This window comes from Schaalia odontolytica, from assembly GCF_002847525.1.
GTDB lineage: Bacteria > Actinomycetota > Actinomycetes > Actinomycetales > Actinomycetaceae > Pauljensenia > Pauljensenia odontolytica_B.
In genome coordinates this window covers 159,247-175,818 of sequence record NZ_PKKM01000006.1, presented here as the reverse complement: position 1 = coordinate 175,818, position 16,572 = coordinate 159,247, and the positions used below count along the sequence as shown (strand labels likewise).

At 66.5% G+C, this 16,572-nt stretch carries 13 protein-coding genes; 4 read left to right on the top strand and 9 right to left on the bottom strand.

Annotated features, from left to right (window positions below):
• Positions 1 to 80: 80 nt before the first annotated feature.
• Positions 81 to 1,316, top strand: coding sequence for an IS256 family transposase (locus CYJ22_RS05765; protein WP_101601742.1), 1,236 nt, complete (start codon positions 81 to 83; stop codon positions 1,314 to 1,316).
• A gap of 357 nt (positions 1,317 to 1,673) precedes the next feature.
• Here the strand turns inward: CYJ22_RS05765 and CYJ22_RS05760 are convergent, their stop codons facing one another.
• The 5 genes from CYJ22_RS05760 to CYJ22_RS05740 all read right to left on the bottom strand — a co-directional run bounded on the left by CYJ22_RS05760 (position 1,674) and on the right by CYJ22_RS05740 (position 8,589).
• On the bottom strand, positions 1,674 to 2,624 hold the full coding sequence (locus CYJ22_RS05760) for a PfkB family carbohydrate kinase (RefSeq protein WP_101601739.1): 951 nt from the start codon (positions 2,622 to 2,624) through the stop codon (positions 1,674 to 1,676).
• Entirely contained in the window at positions 2,617 to 4,083 is a 1,467-nt protein-coding gene (locus CYJ22_RS05755) for a sugar porter family MFS transporter (RefSeq protein WP_101601737.1), read from the bottom strand. Before CYJ22_RS05755 ends, CYJ22_RS05760 begins: the two co-directional genes overlap by 8 nt.
• 220 nt (positions 4,084 to 4,303) lie before the next feature.
• Entirely contained in the window at positions 4,304 to 5,326 is a 1,023-nt protein-coding gene (locus CYJ22_RS05750) for a GNAT family N-acetyltransferase (protein WP_101601734.1), read from the bottom strand.
• A gap of 18 nt (positions 5,327 to 5,344) precedes the next feature.
• Positions 5,345 to 6,283, bottom strand: a complete 939-nt coding sequence (locus CYJ22_RS05745; protein WP_101601732.1) for a GNAT family N-acetyltransferase — start codon at positions 6,281 to 6,283, stop codon at positions 5,345 to 5,347.
• A gap of 185 nt (positions 6,284 to 6,468) precedes the next feature.
• Positions 6,469 to 8,589, bottom strand: coding sequence for a DNA gyrase/topoisomerase IV subunit B (locus CYJ22_RS05740; RefSeq protein WP_007590499.1), 2,121 nt, complete (start codon positions 8,587 to 8,589; stop codon positions 6,469 to 6,471).
• 235 nt (positions 8,590 to 8,824) lie between these two features.
• Here CYJ22_RS05740 and CYJ22_RS05735 point away from each other — a divergent pair, with 235 nt between their 5' ends.
• The 3 genes from CYJ22_RS05735 (at position 8,825) to CYJ22_RS05725 (ending at position 11,082) form a co-directional block, all read left to right on the top strand.
• Positions 8,825 to 9,040: a DUF7455 domain-containing protein gene (locus CYJ22_RS05735; RefSeq protein WP_007590381.1), complete on the top strand. Its 216-nt coding sequence runs from the start codon at positions 8,825 to 8,827 to the stop codon at positions 9,038 to 9,040.
• Positions 9,041 to 9,296: 256 nt separating this feature from the next.
• Positions 9,297 to 10,397, top strand: coding sequence for an FtsX-like permease family protein (locus tag CYJ22_RS05730; RefSeq protein WP_007590460.1), 1,101 nt, complete (start codon positions 9,297 to 9,299; stop codon positions 10,395 to 10,397).
• A gap of 1 nt (position 10,398) precedes the next feature.
• Positions 10,399 to 11,082, top strand: a complete 684-nt coding sequence (locus CYJ22_RS05725) for an ABC transporter ATP-binding protein (protein WP_101601730.1) — start codon at positions 10,399 to 10,401, stop codon at positions 11,080 to 11,082.
• 20 nt (positions 11,083 to 11,102) lie between these two features.
• On the opposite strand, the gene smc is transcribed toward CYJ22_RS05725, so the two are convergent.
• The 4 genes from smc to dhaL are packed head-to-tail and all read right to left on the bottom strand — an operon-like array spanning position 11,103 to position 16,568.
• Complete coding sequence (gene smc, locus CYJ22_RS05720; protein WP_101601728.1) at positions 11,103 to 14,690, bottom strand: chromosome segregation protein SMC; 3,588 nt, start codon at positions 14,688 to 14,690, stop codon at positions 11,103 to 11,105.
• Positions 14,691 to 14,710: 20 nt separating this feature from the next.
• The gene (gene ndk / locus CYJ22_RS05715) at positions 14,711 to 15,181 is read right to left on the bottom strand and encodes a nucleoside-diphosphate kinase (protein ID WP_003792595.1); all 471 of its coding nucleotides are present in this window, start codon (positions 15,179 to 15,181) and stop codon (positions 14,711 to 14,713) included.
• Positions 15,178 to 15,930: a dihydroxyacetone kinase phosphoryl donor subunit DhaM gene (dhaM, locus tag CYJ22_RS05710; protein WP_101601725.1), complete on the bottom strand. Its 753-nt coding sequence runs from the start codon at positions 15,928 to 15,930 to the stop codon at positions 15,178 to 15,180. The genes ndk and dhaM overlap by 4 nt, the downstream gene beginning before the upstream one ends.
• Positions 15,927 to 16,568 carry a dihydroxyacetone kinase subunit DhaL gene (dhaL, locus tag CYJ22_RS05705; RefSeq protein ID WP_101601723.1) on the bottom strand — a complete coding sequence of 214 codons (642 nt, stop codon included), beginning with the start codon at positions 16,566 to 16,568 and terminating at the stop codon, positions 15,927 to 15,929. Before dhaL ends, dhaM begins: the two co-directional genes overlap by 4 nt.
• Positions 16,569 to 16,572 lie beyond the last annotated feature (4 nt).

The following is a 16,572-nucleotide window of genomic DNA, read 5'->3' as shown; positions in this document are numbered from 1 at the left end:
GTTTGATATGGGTGCGGTCACCGTGTGATCCTTCGAGAAAGCTCTCTACTTCTGACTCGAAACGATTTGGAGGCACAACGATGACCGCTCCTCATATTATCGACCCTGCTGGCCTGCTTGGCGAGGCGTTATCCCAGGCGTCCCCAGATTTGATGCGTTCCCTGCTCCAGCACGTGATCAACGCGTTGCTCTCAGCGGACGCTGACACCGTGTGCGGGGCCCAGTGGGGCCAACAAGATCCGCAGCGTCACACCCAGCGCAATGGGTATCGCTACCGGCCCCTGGATACCAGGGTCGGCACCATTGACGTGGCGATCCCCAAGCTACGCTCAGGCACCTACTTTCCAGAGTGGCTGTTGCAGCGCCGCAAACGCTCCGAAAACGCCTTGATCACAGTGGTTGCTGACTGCTACTTAGCGGGAGTATCCACACGCCGCATGGACAAGCTCGTCAAAACCCTGGGGATCACAGGACTATCGAAGTCCCAGGTCTCACGTATGGCAGCCGACCTGGACGAACACGTGGACGAGTTCCGCCATCGCCCCCTCGACGACGCTGGGCCTTTCACGTTCGTCGCCGCTGACGCACTGACCATGAAGGTGCGCGAAGGAGGACGCGTCGTCTCGTGCGCGGTCCTGGTTGCCACCGGAGTCAACAATGACGGACACCGAGAAGTACTGGGGGTGCGCGTATCCACCAGCGAGACCGGCCCGGCGTGGAACGAGTTCTTCGCCGACCTGGTCGCCCGAGGCCTCACCGGCGTGCGCCTGGTGACCAGTGACGCCCATCTGGGCCTGGTCGAAGCCATCGCAGCGAACCTACCCGGAGCCACCTGGCAACGATGCCGCACCCACTACGCCGCGAATCTCATGTCCATCACCCCCAAAGCGCTATGGCCCGCCGTCAAAGCGATGCTGCACTCGGTGTACGACCAACCCGACGCCGCCTCAGTCAACGCTCAATACGACCGACTCTTGGACTACGTGCACGACAAGCTCCCCGCTGTGTGTGATCACCTCGATCAAGCCAGGGCAGACGTCCTCGCCTTCGCGTCCTTCCCCACCGGGGTATGGACCCAGATCTGGTCCAACAACCCCAATGAGCGCCTCAACCGCGAAATCCGCCGACGCACCGACTCCGTGGGGATCTTCCCCAACCGCCAGGCCATCATCCGCCTGGTCGGAGCCGTCCTAGCCGAACAAAACGACGAATGGGCCGAAGGCCGACGCTACCTCAGCCTCGACATCCTCACCAAATCACGACTCACACCCCAACCCACCCAACAGGAGGAACCCCCACTCCAACTCAGCGCATAACCCACTCCGAAGGACACAAAACGATTACACCACTCCACAGGACTTGACCTCTGAGCCTCTACCAGACGTCCGATAGCCTCGCAGGAATTAGCGAGCGATTGCCCCCCCCTTCTCCATATCTCCGTTTGTTTGTGCATGCTTATCGGAGTCGAAGCCAACGTCGGCCACGCGCCACCTCCATGAAAACCGGACCACGAAAACGTGTTCCACGGAACACGACGGGATGACTGCAAGCATATGACCACTTGTTCACATTGACAAGCGCGTCCGAGGAATCCCTCAACGCAACCACTATGGGTGTGGGCCCGGCCAATCGGCCGGGCCCACACCCATCAGTTGTTAAGGGGCACTCCCCCGTCAGCCTCGCAGCGTCGGGTCGGCGGCCAGCACGCCGGCAACCTCCTCGCGCGTGGGCGAGTAGGCGCCCTGGTACAGGATCGTGATGCCGGAGGTGATGATACCGCGGTGGATGGCGGGCAGGATCTGGTCCCACGAGGCCTCGCGCAGGCGCTGCTTCGCTTCGCCGGAACCCAGGAGGCCCGCGTCCACCAGGCCGGAGATGAGGCCTGCCATGAGCGAGTCGCCCGCGCCCACGGTGTCCACCAGCTCAACGTCCAGCGGGTCGACGACGAGCATGTCGCGCTCGGCGGCGGCCTTGATGTAGACGCCCCAGGGGCCGCGCGTGCACAGGATCAGCGACGGGCCGGACTGCGACCACTCGCGGATAACGTCCTCGACGGGGCGGCCCGGGTAGAGCCACTCCAGGTCCTCATCGGAGGCCTTCACGACGTCCGCGAGGGCCACGATCGCCTCGACGTGCGGGCGGGCCTCGTCGGGGGTTCCCAGCAGGGCGGGACGGATGTTCGGGTCGTAGGACACGGTGCCGCGGATGGCCTGGCGCTTAACGGCGGCCAGCACCTTGTCGGCGCCCGGCTCGACGACGACCACGTAGGAGCCGGTGTGGACATGCCCGACGGTGTCCGGGTCCTCGACGGCGGGAACGTCCCACGTCAGGTCGAACTCGTAGGTGGCGTGACCCTTCTCGTCGACGGCCGCGTGGGCGACCGTCGTGAACTCGGCGCCGTCGCTACCGGGCGTCAGGGTGACACCGGCGGCCTCGGCATGGGCGCGCACCTTGTCGCCACGAGCGTCGCGGGCGAACCAGGTCGCCAGCTCGGACTCGTGACCCAGCCGGGTGAGGCCGGCTGCGACGTTGAGCATCGATCCCCCGACAACCTCGACGGGTTCACTGTGTGGGCGGGTGATCTCATCGATGAGAGCTTCCCCGATGTTCACGATTCTAGTCATTCGTCAACCCCAGTTTCTCTTCCATTTCTTCGAGCGGAATGCCCTTGGTTTCGGGCATGACCTTCAGCACCCAGAATAGCTGACCGACCATCGCGAGGAAGAAGATCCCGAACGCGAAGCCGCCGCCGAGCTTATCCGTGAGGACCGGGAAGGCGTACGTGGTGATGAAGGCGAACACCCAGTGCGTGAGGGATCCCAGGGACTGGCCACGGGCACGCACGCGGTTCGGGAAAATCTCCGAGATGAACACCCAGATGACGGAGCCTTGGCCGAAGGCGTGCGAGGCGATGAAGCCGAGCAGGCCGAGGAGGATGAGCCACACGGGGGCAGCGCTGCCTTCCTGGAAGACGCCGCCCTCGTATGCGAACATCATGCCGGCGAGGAAGCCGAGGGAGATCAGGTAGCCGATCGATCCGACGATCATGAGCTGGCGGCGGCCGAGCTTGTCGATGACGGTCAGGGCGGCCATGGTGGCGATCAGGTTCATGAGGCCGACGATGACGGAGCCGATGTAGGGGAAGGCGTCACCGAGCACCTCGGCGCCGCCGGCGAGCTTCATGACCTTGGGCGCGTAGTAGAGGATCGCGTTGATGCCGGAGAGCTGGTTGAACATCGCGATGCAGAAGGCCATGAGGATGACCTTGCGGTAGCGGCGCGTGAAGAAGGCGACCTTGCCGCCGGTGGCGTCCTCGGCGATCTGCGCCTTCATCTCGGCGATCTGCTCGCTGCTTTCTTCCTGCGTGGAGGTGAGGCGCTCGGAGATCTTCACGGCGCGTTCCTCGTGTCCGTGAGCCAGCAGCCAGCGCGGCGTCTCGGGGACGGTGGCCAGGAAGATGAGGAAGAAGACGGCGGGGACGGCCATGACGCCGAGCATCCAGCGCCACGCGGTGTCTTCGTGCGCAATCTCGCGGATGACCGCGTTGGAGGCGTAGGCCAGGAGGATACCGAAGACGATGTTGAACTGGACCAGGCCGACCAGGCGTCCGCGCACGCGGGCGGGGGCGATTTCGGCGGTGTAAATGGGAGCGACCACGGAGGACAGGCCGACGCCGACGCCGCCGAGGAAGCGGAACACCATGAAGAAGGTGATCGGGAAGGCGGACGAGGCCGAGACCGTGCCGTCAGCAGCTGTCACCAGGGTGGGCACAGGCGCCAGGGCCGTGGCCAGTGCACCCACGCCGAAGAGGATGCCGATCCAGAAGAGAATGGGTTTACGGCCAAAGCGGTCGGCGAGTTTTCCGGCGACGATTGCACCGACGATAGTGCCAATGGTTGCAATGGCAACGATCATGCCCTCACCCATAGAGGAGAGCGCGTAGAGCTCGGTGAGCTTTTCTTCCGCGCCGGAAATGACCGCTGTGTCAAAGCCGAAGAGCAGGCCGCCGAGGGAGGCAACGATGGCGCTTCGAATGACCAGAGGCGGAATGGATGTGGATGATGCTGACGACTTGGAAGTCATGCTGGCTCCGCACTGTGGGGAAGGGACGCGCGTGGCGCCGAGGCCGCTCGTGGCCTCTGCTGGGAGCCTAAGAAATTAATTGGTCAGACAATTAGGACCTAGGAAGCAGTTATGCGAAAACTGAAAAGAAAACGAGAGGAAAACCGCCCCACAGGAGAAGAAAAAGTAACGACGCTAACACAAGAGGATGCGCGCAACCATCCGCCATGTGAAACGACGATCAAATCTCGATCGCGTAGAGCCTGGTCTGGCCGACCGTGCGGAATCCGAGGTAGTCGTAGATGGCGAGAGCACCCGTATGGTTCGCAGACCCCACTCCCGTACCCGCACGATCCATACCGTCGCGCTTCTGCGCCCACATCGACGCCAGGATCAGGGCATCCGCAACACGGCTCTCACGCCACTGGGACAGGACGCACAGCTGGTCGATGTACCCCTCGCGCCAGCCCAGAGCCGCCCAATCCTGCTCGTACCGCGATGCCAGCAGGAAACCGGCGACACGGGGACGATCGCCCGTCCGGTCGACGGCGACGAACGACCATTCGGGAGCGAAGGCCGTGCGCCCCTGCATCCACTGCTCCTGGGTGAGCGGAGGCCGACCCCACTCGGACTCGTTGAGGCGGTTCGCCGCGCGCAGGGCGGGTTCCTCCCACTGGGGGCCCCAGGCCTCGACACTCATGTACGAACCCAGGGCAGGAACCGGCGGAAGACTATCCAGGGAGGCACGCAGCTCGTAGTAGGTGCGCGCCCAACGGAAGCCGTGCACCTTCAGCTGAGCCTCAAGATCGTCCTGGCCGGCCTCGACGTGGCAGGTGATCTGAGCCGAGGCATCGCCCTCAACACCAGCGAGCATCTGTCGGGCGGTACCCTCCTGCCAGTCGACGATCGCATTGCCGAGGCCGATGCGCCGGAAGTCGGGATCCACTCCCCCGACGCACACGCACTCCACGCGCCCGGGGAAACGAAGGACCACCTGCGCAAAGGCGACGATGCGACCGGCCGCGATACCCTTGCGGGCGATGCCGACGAGGCCTCGCCACTGCGATGCACCCGAGAGCATCTCCTCAACCTCGTCGGGGCTAGTGCGATACGGCGGGTTGTCGCGAGCCTCCATGCGGGCGAAAAGAGCAGAAAGACCGACGTGGTGAGCTGCCGTCAGCTGCTCCCACTCGATCCCATGATGCTCGCCCGGGAAGGGGACGAACTCGGGGGCATTTGCTCGCTGCGCGAGAGGAATGCTCATGCTCGCCTCCTTCCGTCTCTACTGGTCGATCGTGTAATAAACCTCGGCGGCTTCATCGACGAAGCCCAGGTGCTCGTAGATATTATGCGCGCCATCGGGACTCGACATGTCGACATCCAGGCCAATACGGCACGCTCCCGAGGCCGACGCTGCCGCGACCGTGTGCCCCACGAGGGCCGTCGCCACAGAACGACCGCGGTGAGCCTCGGCGACGCCCAGCAGGTAGATGTAGGCCTCCGGACGTCCCGTTGCCACCCAGCGCTGCGCGGGGCGACCCGTGATCGCGTAGCCGACCACCTCGCCTTCAGAATCGACGGCGACGAAAGACCACCTCGGGTCGAAGTGGTTCATCGCGTCGTCCCACCACAGGGCACGCAGTGGGGAACGGAACGCCTGCTGGAAGGCCTCCATGTGGATGGCACGAATCTGATCCTGCGGAACCTGATTCCACGGCAGGATCCCGTAGCCGTGGCGCGGCTGCGGTGCGACTTCACCGCCGGCAAGGTCGCGGTACATCACCTGATAGGTGCGCTTGGCGAAGAAACCGGCCGCGATGTAGAGGCGGCGACGGTCGGTCATGTGCGCGTCGACGAGATTCGAGATAGATACCGGCACCTCGGACTCGGCGCCGAATTCCTCGACGAGCATCTGGCGGGCACGCCCGTCCTGCCAGTAGAGCAGGGCGCGTCCCACGCCCCGACCACGCCAATGCGGGTGAATGAAGGCGCTGACGACGGCGGTCGCAGCCTCATGGATACCGCGCAGCACGCGCACGGACGCCACCGCGCAGATGTTTCGTTTCGCGTCGAGGCCAACGATCGTGTCGACCCAGTCGCGTCCGTTCTCGCCCTCCATCATGTCCGCGATGTCCTCGACGGAGGTGCGCCGAATGGCGTTGTCGTCGTCTTCAATCAGGGAGATGAGTGCGTACACGGCGGGCGCGTCGCGGCCAATCATGGGCCGCCAGCGCAACCCGAGGTGATTGCCCGGGTACGGGACGGACCCGGGCGGCGTGAGTCGCTGCGCAAGTCCTGTCATGCGTAACATCCTACCGGCTGATAGGGCCTTTAGTCACACTGATGCTTGACATATGGTCAACACACATGAACGTTTGTGCAGCACGCGGGCAATTATGCCCGTCATTACGCGTCGATGCGCGTACGATCCAGCCCCGCGGACTCCTCGACGATAAACTCCTTGCGCGGCCCCACGGTCGAGCCCATGAGCAGCTCAAACACGTCCTCGGCCTGACGCAAGGCTTCCTCGTCGGCCAGCGTGATACGACGCAGCGACCGGTGCGCCCGATCCATCGTGGTCTCCGCCAGCTGGTCAGCGTCCATCTCACCCAGACCCTTGTAGCGCTGAATGGGTTCCTTCCAGGTACGGCCCGAGCGACGCAGGGCGGCGAGCTTACGGTGCAGCTCATCCTCGGAGTAGGTGTAGATGTACTCGCGCTTCTTGCGTCCCTTGCCCGCGACCTCAATGCGGTGCAGGGGCGGGACGGCGGCGTAGATGCGGCCGGCCTCGACCATGGGGCGCATGTAGCGGAAGAACAGGGTGAGCAGCAGGGTGCGGATGTGCGCGCCGTCGACGTCGGCATCGGTCATGAGGATGACCTTGCCGTATCGAGCCTGAGACAGGTCGAAGGTACGGCCCGAGCCCGCGCCGATCACCTGGATGATGTTGGCGCACTCGGCGTTGGCCAGCATGTCCGCGGTCGAGGCCTTCTGCACGTTGAGGATCTTGCCTCGAATCGGGAACAGCGCCTGGTAGTGGGAGTTGCGCGCGGCCTTGGCCGTGCCCAGGGCGGAGTCGCCCTCGACGATGAAGAGCTCGGTCTCCTCGACGTCCTCGAGGCGGCAGTCCGCGAGCTTGGCGGGCAGCGAGGAGGTTTCGAGCGCGTTCTTCTTGCGCGAGATCTCCTTGTGCAGTCGCGCGGAGACGCGCGCCTTCATTTCGCCGACGACCTTCTCCATGAGGAGGGAGGTCTGCTGCTTATCATCGCGCTTGGAGGAGGCGAACTTCGCCTTCAGCCAGTCGGAGACCACGCGGTTGACGACGGTGCGGATCTGGGGCGTGCCCAGTGTTTCCTTGGTCTGGCCCTCGAACTGGGGCTCGGGGAAGCGCACGGTGATGACGGCGGTCATGCCGGCCTGGACGTCGTCCTTTTCGGGGCGCCCGTCCTTCGCGCCGACCTTGAGCTTACGGGCGTTCTTGTCGATCGCGGCGCGCAGGGTCTTGAGGACCGCCTGCTCGAAGCCGGTGACGTGGGTGCCACCCTTGGGGGTGGCGATGATGTTGACGAAAGACTGGACGGTCGTGTCGTAGCCGATGCCCCAGCGCAGCGCGATGTCGACCTCGCAGGTGCGCTCGACCTCGGTGGCGCGCAGGTGCCCGGTCTCGGAGTCCAGAGCCTGCACGGTCTCGTTGTAGGTACCCTCGCCCGTGATGTGCCACGTGTCGGTGACGGGGCCGTCGGAGGCGAGCCAGTTCGCGAAGTCGACGACGCCGCCGTCGAAGCGGAAGCTCTCGTGGAGTTCCTCTTCGCCGCGCTCGTCGTAGCAGTTGATGGTCAGGCCGGGCACGAGGAACGCGGTCTGGCGGGCGCGCGCCAGCAGGTTCTCCCAGGAGAAGCCCTCGGTGGACGGGAAGATCTGGAAGTCCGCCCAGAAGCGCACACGCGTGCCGGTCTGGGTTTTCTTCACCTTGCCGACGGTCTTGAGGGTCGAGCCGTCCACGAAAGGCTTGAAGGGCGAGTTGGGGGTGCGCTGCTTCGAGTCGTCGAATTCGCCGGGTTCTCCGCGACGGAAGCACATCTCGTGGGTCTTGCCACCGCGGTCGACCTGCACGTCGAGGCGGGCCGACAGGGCGTTCACGACGGAGGCGCCGACGCCGTGGAGGCCGCCCGAGGCTGCGTAGGAGCCGCCGCCGAACTTACCGCCGGCGTGGAGCTTGGTGTAGACGACTTCGACGCCCGTCAGGCCCTGTCCGGGCACGATGTCAACGGGGATGCCTCGGCCGTTGTCGGCGACGGAGGCGGAGTGGTCGGGGTGCAGGCGCACGTCGATCGTGTCGCAGTGGCCTTCCAGGGCCTCGTCGACCGCGTTGTCGATGATCTCCCAGAGGCAGTGCATGAGGCCCCGGTGGTCGGTCGAGCCGATGTACATGCCGGGGCGCTTGCGCACGGCCTCGAGCCCCTCGAGGACCGAGAGGTGCCGTGCGTTGTAGTCGGATGCGTCGGTAGGAGTCACGATGTGCATCATATGTGGGTGGGCGCTCGTTTGTGGCCAACGGTGCGCGTGGCGCGGGTTCTGGGACGCTTTCCACGATTGACGAGGCCGGGGCACGATCGCGCTAGTGGGCGCGCTTTCCGGGTCCGTTGGGGCTTATTGAAGGAGGGTTTGCGCTCCCCGTTTCGTTGTATCGGCGTGCGGGCGGTCGATTGCGCCCCGGGTGAACAGGGGTGCGCGGGGCGGAGTGATGGTGTGTGATGGAAGCATGAACGCACAGACTCTTGAACGCCCCGTACTGGACGAGCCGCAGCTGAATGCGGCAAATCGTTGCGATGCCTGCGGCGCTCGCGCCTGGGTTCGTGCGACGATGCCTTCGGGTGGCCAGCTCTACTTCTGCGGCCACCACGCAAACGAGCACCTGCCCTCGCTGGTGGGCGGCGGCGCGCAGATCCTGGACGAGCGTCATTTCATGAACGACTGATAGCGAGCTTCCCGCAGCGGCGGGACGCACGGCGTGAAGGCGCGGGCGGGGACCGACGGGGTCCCCGCCCGCGTTTTTCTTGTGCACATCATTGACTCAGCCCTCCCTGATGACTACGTCACGAAACCACCCCTGACCCGCTCTGTCGCACATCTCCCTCGCGCGCCTGTCAAAAACCGCGTGGTACAGTTGCGAGCCGCTTTCGGGCACAAAAGGTGGCGAACTGACATACTTTCGCCCGCATTGGAGCATAGCCATGAAAATAGCGTGGAACGAAATTACATATCAACCAAAGAAGTTCGTTCTCATCGAGTTCCTGATCGCCACGCTCATGTTCATGGTCGTGTTCCTCTCGGGCCTCACCAACGGCCTCGCCGCCTCCGTGTCCGCGCAGATCGCGAACTACGGTCCCCTCACCTACGTCCTGTCGACGGACTCCGATGGCGTCATCCCCTATTCGTCGGTGACTTCCGACGACATCGACGCCCTCGAAGCGGCCGGGATGCGCGACTACGCGAGCCTCGTCATCCAGCGCGCGACTATCACCCAGGGCGACGACTCGAACACCCTGGACATCACGTACTTCGCGACGGATCACAACGACGGTAACGTTCTCCAGCCGACCCTCATCGACTCCGACCTGACGATCTCCATGCTCGGGGATAACGAAGTCATCCTCGACAGCGCGTTTGAAAACGAGGGCGTCCGCGTCGGCGATCGAGTGATTGACAAGATCTCGGAGCAGGAGCTCACGGTCGTCGCCTTCGCCAAGAGGGCTAACTACGGATACAGCGACATCGGCTTCGTCAGCTCGCAGACCTACGCGGGTATGCGTACCAAGACGGATCCGAACTACCGGTGGCAGGCCCAGACGGTCGTGACCTCGGATGAGATTGCGGAGGACGCCCTTCCCACTCACCTGATGACCGCCGACCGCCAGCAGGTCATCGACAAGATCCCCGGCTACAAGGCCCAGAACCTCACGCTCAAGATGATCACGTGGGTACTCCTCGTGGCCTCGTCCGCGATCCTGGGCGTCTTTTTCTACATCCTCACCCTGCAGAAGCTGCGCCAGTTCGGTGTCCTGAAGGCGATTGGCATGCCGATGCGCACCATTACCTACATTCAGATCTCCCAGCTGACGATCATCTCGATCATCGGCGTCGTGATCGGCCTCGGCCTCGCCGCCGCCATGGCGCCGTTCCTGCCGAGCACCGTCCCGTCGATCATGACTCTCGCAGACAGCGTCACCGTCGCGATCAGCTTCGTCGTGACGTCGATCCTGTGCGGCGCGCTGTCGCTGCTGAAGATCAAGAAGGTGGATCCCATCGAAGTCATCGGCGGAAACGGAGAATAAAGTGGCAATCATCGAATTGGATTCGATCGGAAAGTCCTACGCCGACGGCGACCAGACGCACCGCGTGCTGAGTGGCCTGAGCCTGAGCGCCGACGCCGGTGAGTTCGTGGCGATCCTGGGGCCCTCAGGTTCCGGAAAGTCGACGCTCCTGTCCATCGCTGGCCTGCTGCTGTCGGCCGACGAGGGGCGCATTTCCATCGCCGGCCAGGACCTCACACAGCTGAGCCAGAAGCAGTGGACGCGCAAGCGCCTGGAGCTGCTGGGCTTCATCTTCCAGGACCACCAGCTCCTGCCCTACATGCGCATCGGCGACCAGCTCGAGCTGGTCGCGAAGCTCAAGGGCGAGAAGGACAAGGCCGCGCGTCAGGCCGAGGTCCGTTCCCTCATGGAGGACCTGGGTATTGAGGCTTCCTACGTCAAGTATCCGCGCCAGATGTCGGGTGGCCAGAAGCAGCGCGCGGCGATCGCTCGCGCCTTCATCGGCAACCCGCAGCTGATCCTGGCAGACGAGCCGACCGCGAGCCTGGACCCGGATCGCGGCCAGGAGATCGCCCAGCTGATCTGCAAGGAAGTGAAGTCAAAGAATAAGAGCGCCATCATGGTGACGCACGATCGCTCGATCCTGCCCTACGTGGACACGATCTATGAGCTCACGCACGGGACGCTGACCAGGCTCGAGGCCTGAGAGCGGCCTGAGTATAAGGTCTAGTCCGCCAAGCGCTGGGACACCACCGTCGTGACGCCGTCGCGCATCGTGACGCCGTAGAGGGCGTCCGCGATCTCCATCGTGCGCTTCTGGTGGGTGATGACGATCAGCTGCGAGGTCTCCTGCAGTTCCTTGAAGATGGCGAGCAGGCGCGTCAGGTTCATGTCGTCCAGGGCGGCCTCGACCTCGTCCATGACGTAGAACGGGGACGGGCGCGCCTTAAAGATCGCCACCAGGAACGCGATCGCGGCCAGGGAACGCTCGCCGCCCGACAGCAGCGACAGGCGCTTCACCTTCTTGCCCGCAGGCCGAGCCTCGATCTCGATGCCCGTCGTCAGCATGTCGTCCGGATCAGTGAGCACCAGGTCGCCCTGTCCGCCCGGGAACAGCACGCCGAACACGTGCTCGAACTGCTCGCGCGTCTCGGCGAACGCCGACGCGAAGGCCTCCTCCACCAGGCGATCCACGTCCTGCACGATACGCAGCAGATCCGCCTTCGAAGCTTTGAGGTCCTGGACCTGATCCACCAGGAACTTGTGCCGCGAGGCCAGCGCCTCGTGCTCCTCGAGCGCCAGGGGGTTCACGCGCCCCAGCTTCTCCAAGTCCTTCTGCGCCTTCGCAAGGGCACGCTCCTGCTCGGCGCGCACGTACGCGCTCGGCTCGGCGGCCGCAGCCTTCTCGACCTGGTCGGGGTCGAGCGGCAGCATTGGCACCAGCGTCTCCGGACCAAACTCCGCGAGCAGCTGCTCGGGTTCGAGGGACAGCTCCTCCAGGGCGCGACGCTGCAGGTCCTCGACGCGCAGGCGCGTCTGTTCGGCGGCGATCTGCCCCTGGTGGGCCGAGGCCGTGGCCTCCGACAGCTCCGCGCTCAGTCGGTCCAGGGCGCGGCGTGCGTCCGAGACCTCCTGGGAGACCTGGGAGCGACGCTCACTCAGGCGATCGCGCTCCGCGGCGGCCTGAGCGAGGGCACGCTCGGCGGCCTCAAGGGCGAGGCGGGCGGCTGCCTCCACGTCCGAGGCCGTGGCCAGCTCCGTCTTGCGCGCAGCCTCGCGCCGGGCGTAGCGGGCGCGCTCCTCGCGCTCGGCGGCGGCGGCCTGGCGCAGGGAGCGGGCGCGGGATGCGGCGCGCCGCGATTGTTCTTCGAGGGCGCGCAGTGATAGGCGCGCCTCGTTTTCGGCCTCGCGGGCCTCGCGCGCGGCGCGGGATGCGGCGTCCGCGCGGGCCTGAGCGTCTTCGAGGGACTCGGGCGGGGCGATGGTGTCGGCGCCGTCGAGGCGTGCGCGCGCGGCAACGTCCTGCTCGCGGGCCCAGGTCACCTGCTCGTCGGCTCGGCGGGCCACGTCGTGGGCGCGCTCGGCCTCGGCTCGGGCGGCCTGCGCGGCCGACTGGGCGCGGGCGAGTTCCTGGGCTTCCTTGGCACGCTGCGCGTCTTCCTCGCGCAGGGCCTTCAGGGCGTCGTTTGCCTCGCGAATGCAGCGGTCCAGGTGGGCGTTTGCCTCGCTGAGCTGCTCGGAGACCTCGGCCATGCGAGCCTGGGCGGCCTCAGCCTGCGCGCACGCCTCCTCGTAGTCTGCGCGCACGGAGAGCACGGAGGAGGCCTGGCGCCCACCCTCCACCGACCACGAGCGCAGCACATCGCCGCCCGACGTGACAACGGCGCGCACGCCGGGCACGCGCAGCACCTCAGCCGCGGCATCGAGGGAGCACGAGACGACCCCTTCCAGCAGGGACGCGAGGGCCGCGGCTGCGCCCTCGCAGGTAACGACATCGGACAGCCACGTCGCTCCCTCGGGCAGGTCGGCGCGGACGGCCCCGCTGGTCCCATCCGCGGAACCGTCGGAAGGGCCGGAAGAATCAGATGCCACGACGAGCCGCAGCGAGCGCCCGGCCGCGCGGGCGGCGTCCAGCTCGCCCAGGCCTCTGGCCAGGGAGTCGACGACGACTGCGTCGGCGAAGGGGGCGAGCGCGGCGGCGACGGCGTCCTCGAAACCGGGGGTGACGTGCAGGAGGGGCGCGACCTGGCCGAGCACGCCGGGGCGTCCCAGCAGCTCGGCGGTGCCGTCCTCGCGGGCGAGCAGCTGCTCGAGGGCGTCGCGGCGCGCCTCCCAGCGCGCGCGGTCGGCCCGTGCCTCGCGTTCGACGCCGAGCAGCTCGTCCACGCGGGCGCGCGCGGCGTCGCGGCGGGAGGAGGCCTCGGCGTGTGCGCGGGCTGCTCCCCCGCCGGCTTCTTCCTGGGACAAAGACCCCTCAGCAACAGAAGCGCCCGCACCAACAGAGCCCACAGACGACGCGGGCACGGCCTTCTCGGCGGCCTCGGCACGCTCCTGAGCCGCACGGTAGGCACCCCACGCGCGGTCGGCCTCGGCGATCGCGGCCTCCAGGCGAGACGCGGCCGTGGAGGCGTCGCCCGTCAGGCGCGCGACCTTCTCGCGGTGGTCGGCGATCACGCGGTTGACGCGGGCCAGCTCGCGGGACGCGGAATCGTCGGCGTCCTCGGCGGCCTCGCGCGCACGAGTCGCTGCGGTGAGCGCAGAGCGCGCGGCTTCAACCTGGCCGGCCAGGGCCGCGTCCTCGGCCCCGGCGACGCGGGCGCGCTCGTCGAGCACATCGGGGTCCTCGCCGCCCGGGGGCAGCTCGGGAGTCGCGCGCAGGGAGACCTTCTGGGTCGCGGCCATGAGTGTGCCGCGCAGGCGCTCGGTGATCGTGGTCAGCGCCTGCCAGTCGGAGGATGCCTGCTCGAGTGCCGGCGAAGACGCACGTTCCGCATCCTCCAGGCGCGCAAGCTCGGCGCGCGCGGCAGCTATCTGTTCCTCGAGCGACGCGCGGCGGGCTTCGGCAGACTCGTCCGATGCCTCAAGCACGGACAGCTTCGACAGCGCAGAGGCCAAGTCGTCGGCCAGCAGGCGGGCCTTCGCGTCACGCACGCGCGCCTGAATGAGGGACGCGCGACGAGCAACCCGCGCCTGGCGGGCCAGAGGCCCCAGCTGGCGGTGAATCTCATTCGTCAGATCCAGGACGCGCACGAGGTTCGCGTCCATGTCGGCCAGCTTCTTGAGCGCGCGCTCCTTACGCCGACGATGCTTCAGGACGCCCGCGGCCTCCTCGATGAACCCGCGACGCTCCTCGGGCGTCGAGGACAGAATCGCGTCGAGCTGCCCCTGGCCGACGATGACGTGCATCTGACGGCCCATGCCCGTGTCGGAGAGGAGCTCCTGCACGTCCAGCAGCCTCGCCGGAGTGCCGTTAATGGAGTATTCGGAGCCGCCCCCGCGGAACAGGGTGCGGCTGATCGTCACCTCGGAATACTCGATGTCGAGCAGCCCGTCGGTGTTATCAATCGTCAGGTCCACCTGGGCGCGCCCCAACGCCGCGCGCCCAGATGTCCCCGCGAAAATCACGTCCGCCATGTTCCCGCCACGCAGCGCGCGGGCACCCTGCTCGCCCATGACCCAGGCGAGAGCGTCGACGACGTTGGATTTACCCGACCCGTTGGGGCCGACGACGCACGTGATGCCCGGTTGGAGGGCGAGCGTGGTCGCACTGGCGAAGGACTTAAAGCCCCGCAGCGTCAGGTTTTTGAGGTACACCCTTGCAGGTTAGCCGTGTCTCAGTAAATCTCCGGGAACCACAGGGAGATTTCGCGCGTTGCGTTGTCCACAGAGTCCGAGCCGTGGATCAGGTTCTCCATGTGGGGGCTGTTCCACGCGCGACCCAGGTCTCCGCGGATCGTGCCCGCGGGGGCCGTCGTCGGGTCGGTCGACCCCATGAGGACGCGCATGCCCTCGACGACGCGCTGGCCTTCGACGATGATGGCGACGACCGGGCCGGAGCTCATAAACTCCAGGAGGCCCTCGAAGAAGGGCTTGTCCTTGTGGTCGGCGTAGTGCTCGGCGAGCAGCTCGCGGGAGGCGATCATGAGCTTGAGGCCCTTGATCGTGTAGCCTTTGGCCTCGATGCGGCGCAGGATCTCACCGGTCAGGCCGCGGGCGTAGCCGTCGGGCTTCACGACGATGAGGGTGTGCTCCAGGGTGGGGTCGAGAAGGTGCTGGGGCTCCAGCAGAACACTCTTAGCGCTCACATTGTCTCCTTTGATTCTGGCGTTTGTGGTGTTGCGCTTTCCAGCATATCTGTCAGCGCCGCGACCGCCGCTGTGGCGTCTGCCCCATTGGCTTCGATGTGGACGCTCTGACCTTGGGTGATACCCAGGGCCATGAGCTCCAGGACCGACCCGCCGTCGGCCCCGTTGACAGTGACCTCGGCGTCGAAGGTGCCCGCCAGGCGCACGAAGGCGGCGGCGGGTCGCGCGTGCAGACCGACGGGGTCTGCGACGACCGCGTCCCCCTGCGCCCACGTCGACGAGGCCGGGGCCCCTCCCCCGCTGAGCTTCGCGGGAGCGGGGCTGGGCGCCTCCTGGGCGGGCACGTCGTCCACGCGGGGGGCCAGGGCGGCTGCAACGTCGGCGACCTGGTCGAGGTCTTCGCCAAGCTGGGCCCGCACGGAGGATGCCACAGCTCCTTCGACGAGGCAGGTGTCGACGAAGCGCACGCGCTCGGGCTCATCGCTCATGTCGATGACGGATTCGACGGTCATCGTGGCCGAGCCGAGGTCGGTCAGGACGATGACGCCGCTTCCCTCACCGTCCACGGCAGCAAGGGCGGCCTCGACGGCACGCTCCACGAGGTCGTAGGAGGTGCCGATGCGGCCGTCGTCCGTACCCCCGGCGGCCTCGAAGTGCACGTCGGGGGCCATCTGGGCGGCCAGCTCGCAGACTCCGTTGGCCAGGGAGGCCGAGTGGGAGACGATGACGTAGGAGACGCGCACGCTCATGCCGCGCCGGCCTCGCCCGCTGCGCGCACGGCGGCGCGCAGGATGAGGGAGGTGGAAACCGCGCCCGGGTCGAGGTGTCCGATGGAGCGTTCGCCCAGGTAGGAGGCGCGTCCCTTCGTGGCCCGCATGGGTTCCGTCGCGGCGGCGCCGGACTCTGCGGCGGTGGCGGCGGCCTCGAGGACGGCCGCAGGATCGCTACCGGCCTCGGCGGCCGCGCGGGCGGCCTCGAGGGCCGGAGTCCACGCGTCCACCATGGTTTTTTCGCCCGTGGTGGCCTTGCCTCGCGCCTGGATTCCGTCGAGCGCGCCCGCGATCACCGCAGCGACGCCCGCGCCGTCGAGTTCACCGTCACCGGCGGCCTTCGATGCGCGCAGGAACGCGGTCCCGTACAGGGGTCCGGCGGCGCCGCCGACCGTGGACATGAGGGTCTTGGCGACCGTCTTGAGGACCTCGGCGACGCTGCCCGGCTGGGCCTGTCCCAGTGCCTCGACAGCGGCCTTGAATCCGCGGTCCATGTTTTCGCCGTGGTCGCCATCCCCGATGGCTCGGTCCAGGTCCACCAGGTAGTCGCGCTGCTCAGCGACCTGCGCCGCCGCCAGCTCGATCCACCGCAGTGCCCACGCTGCATCTAGGCTCATCGTG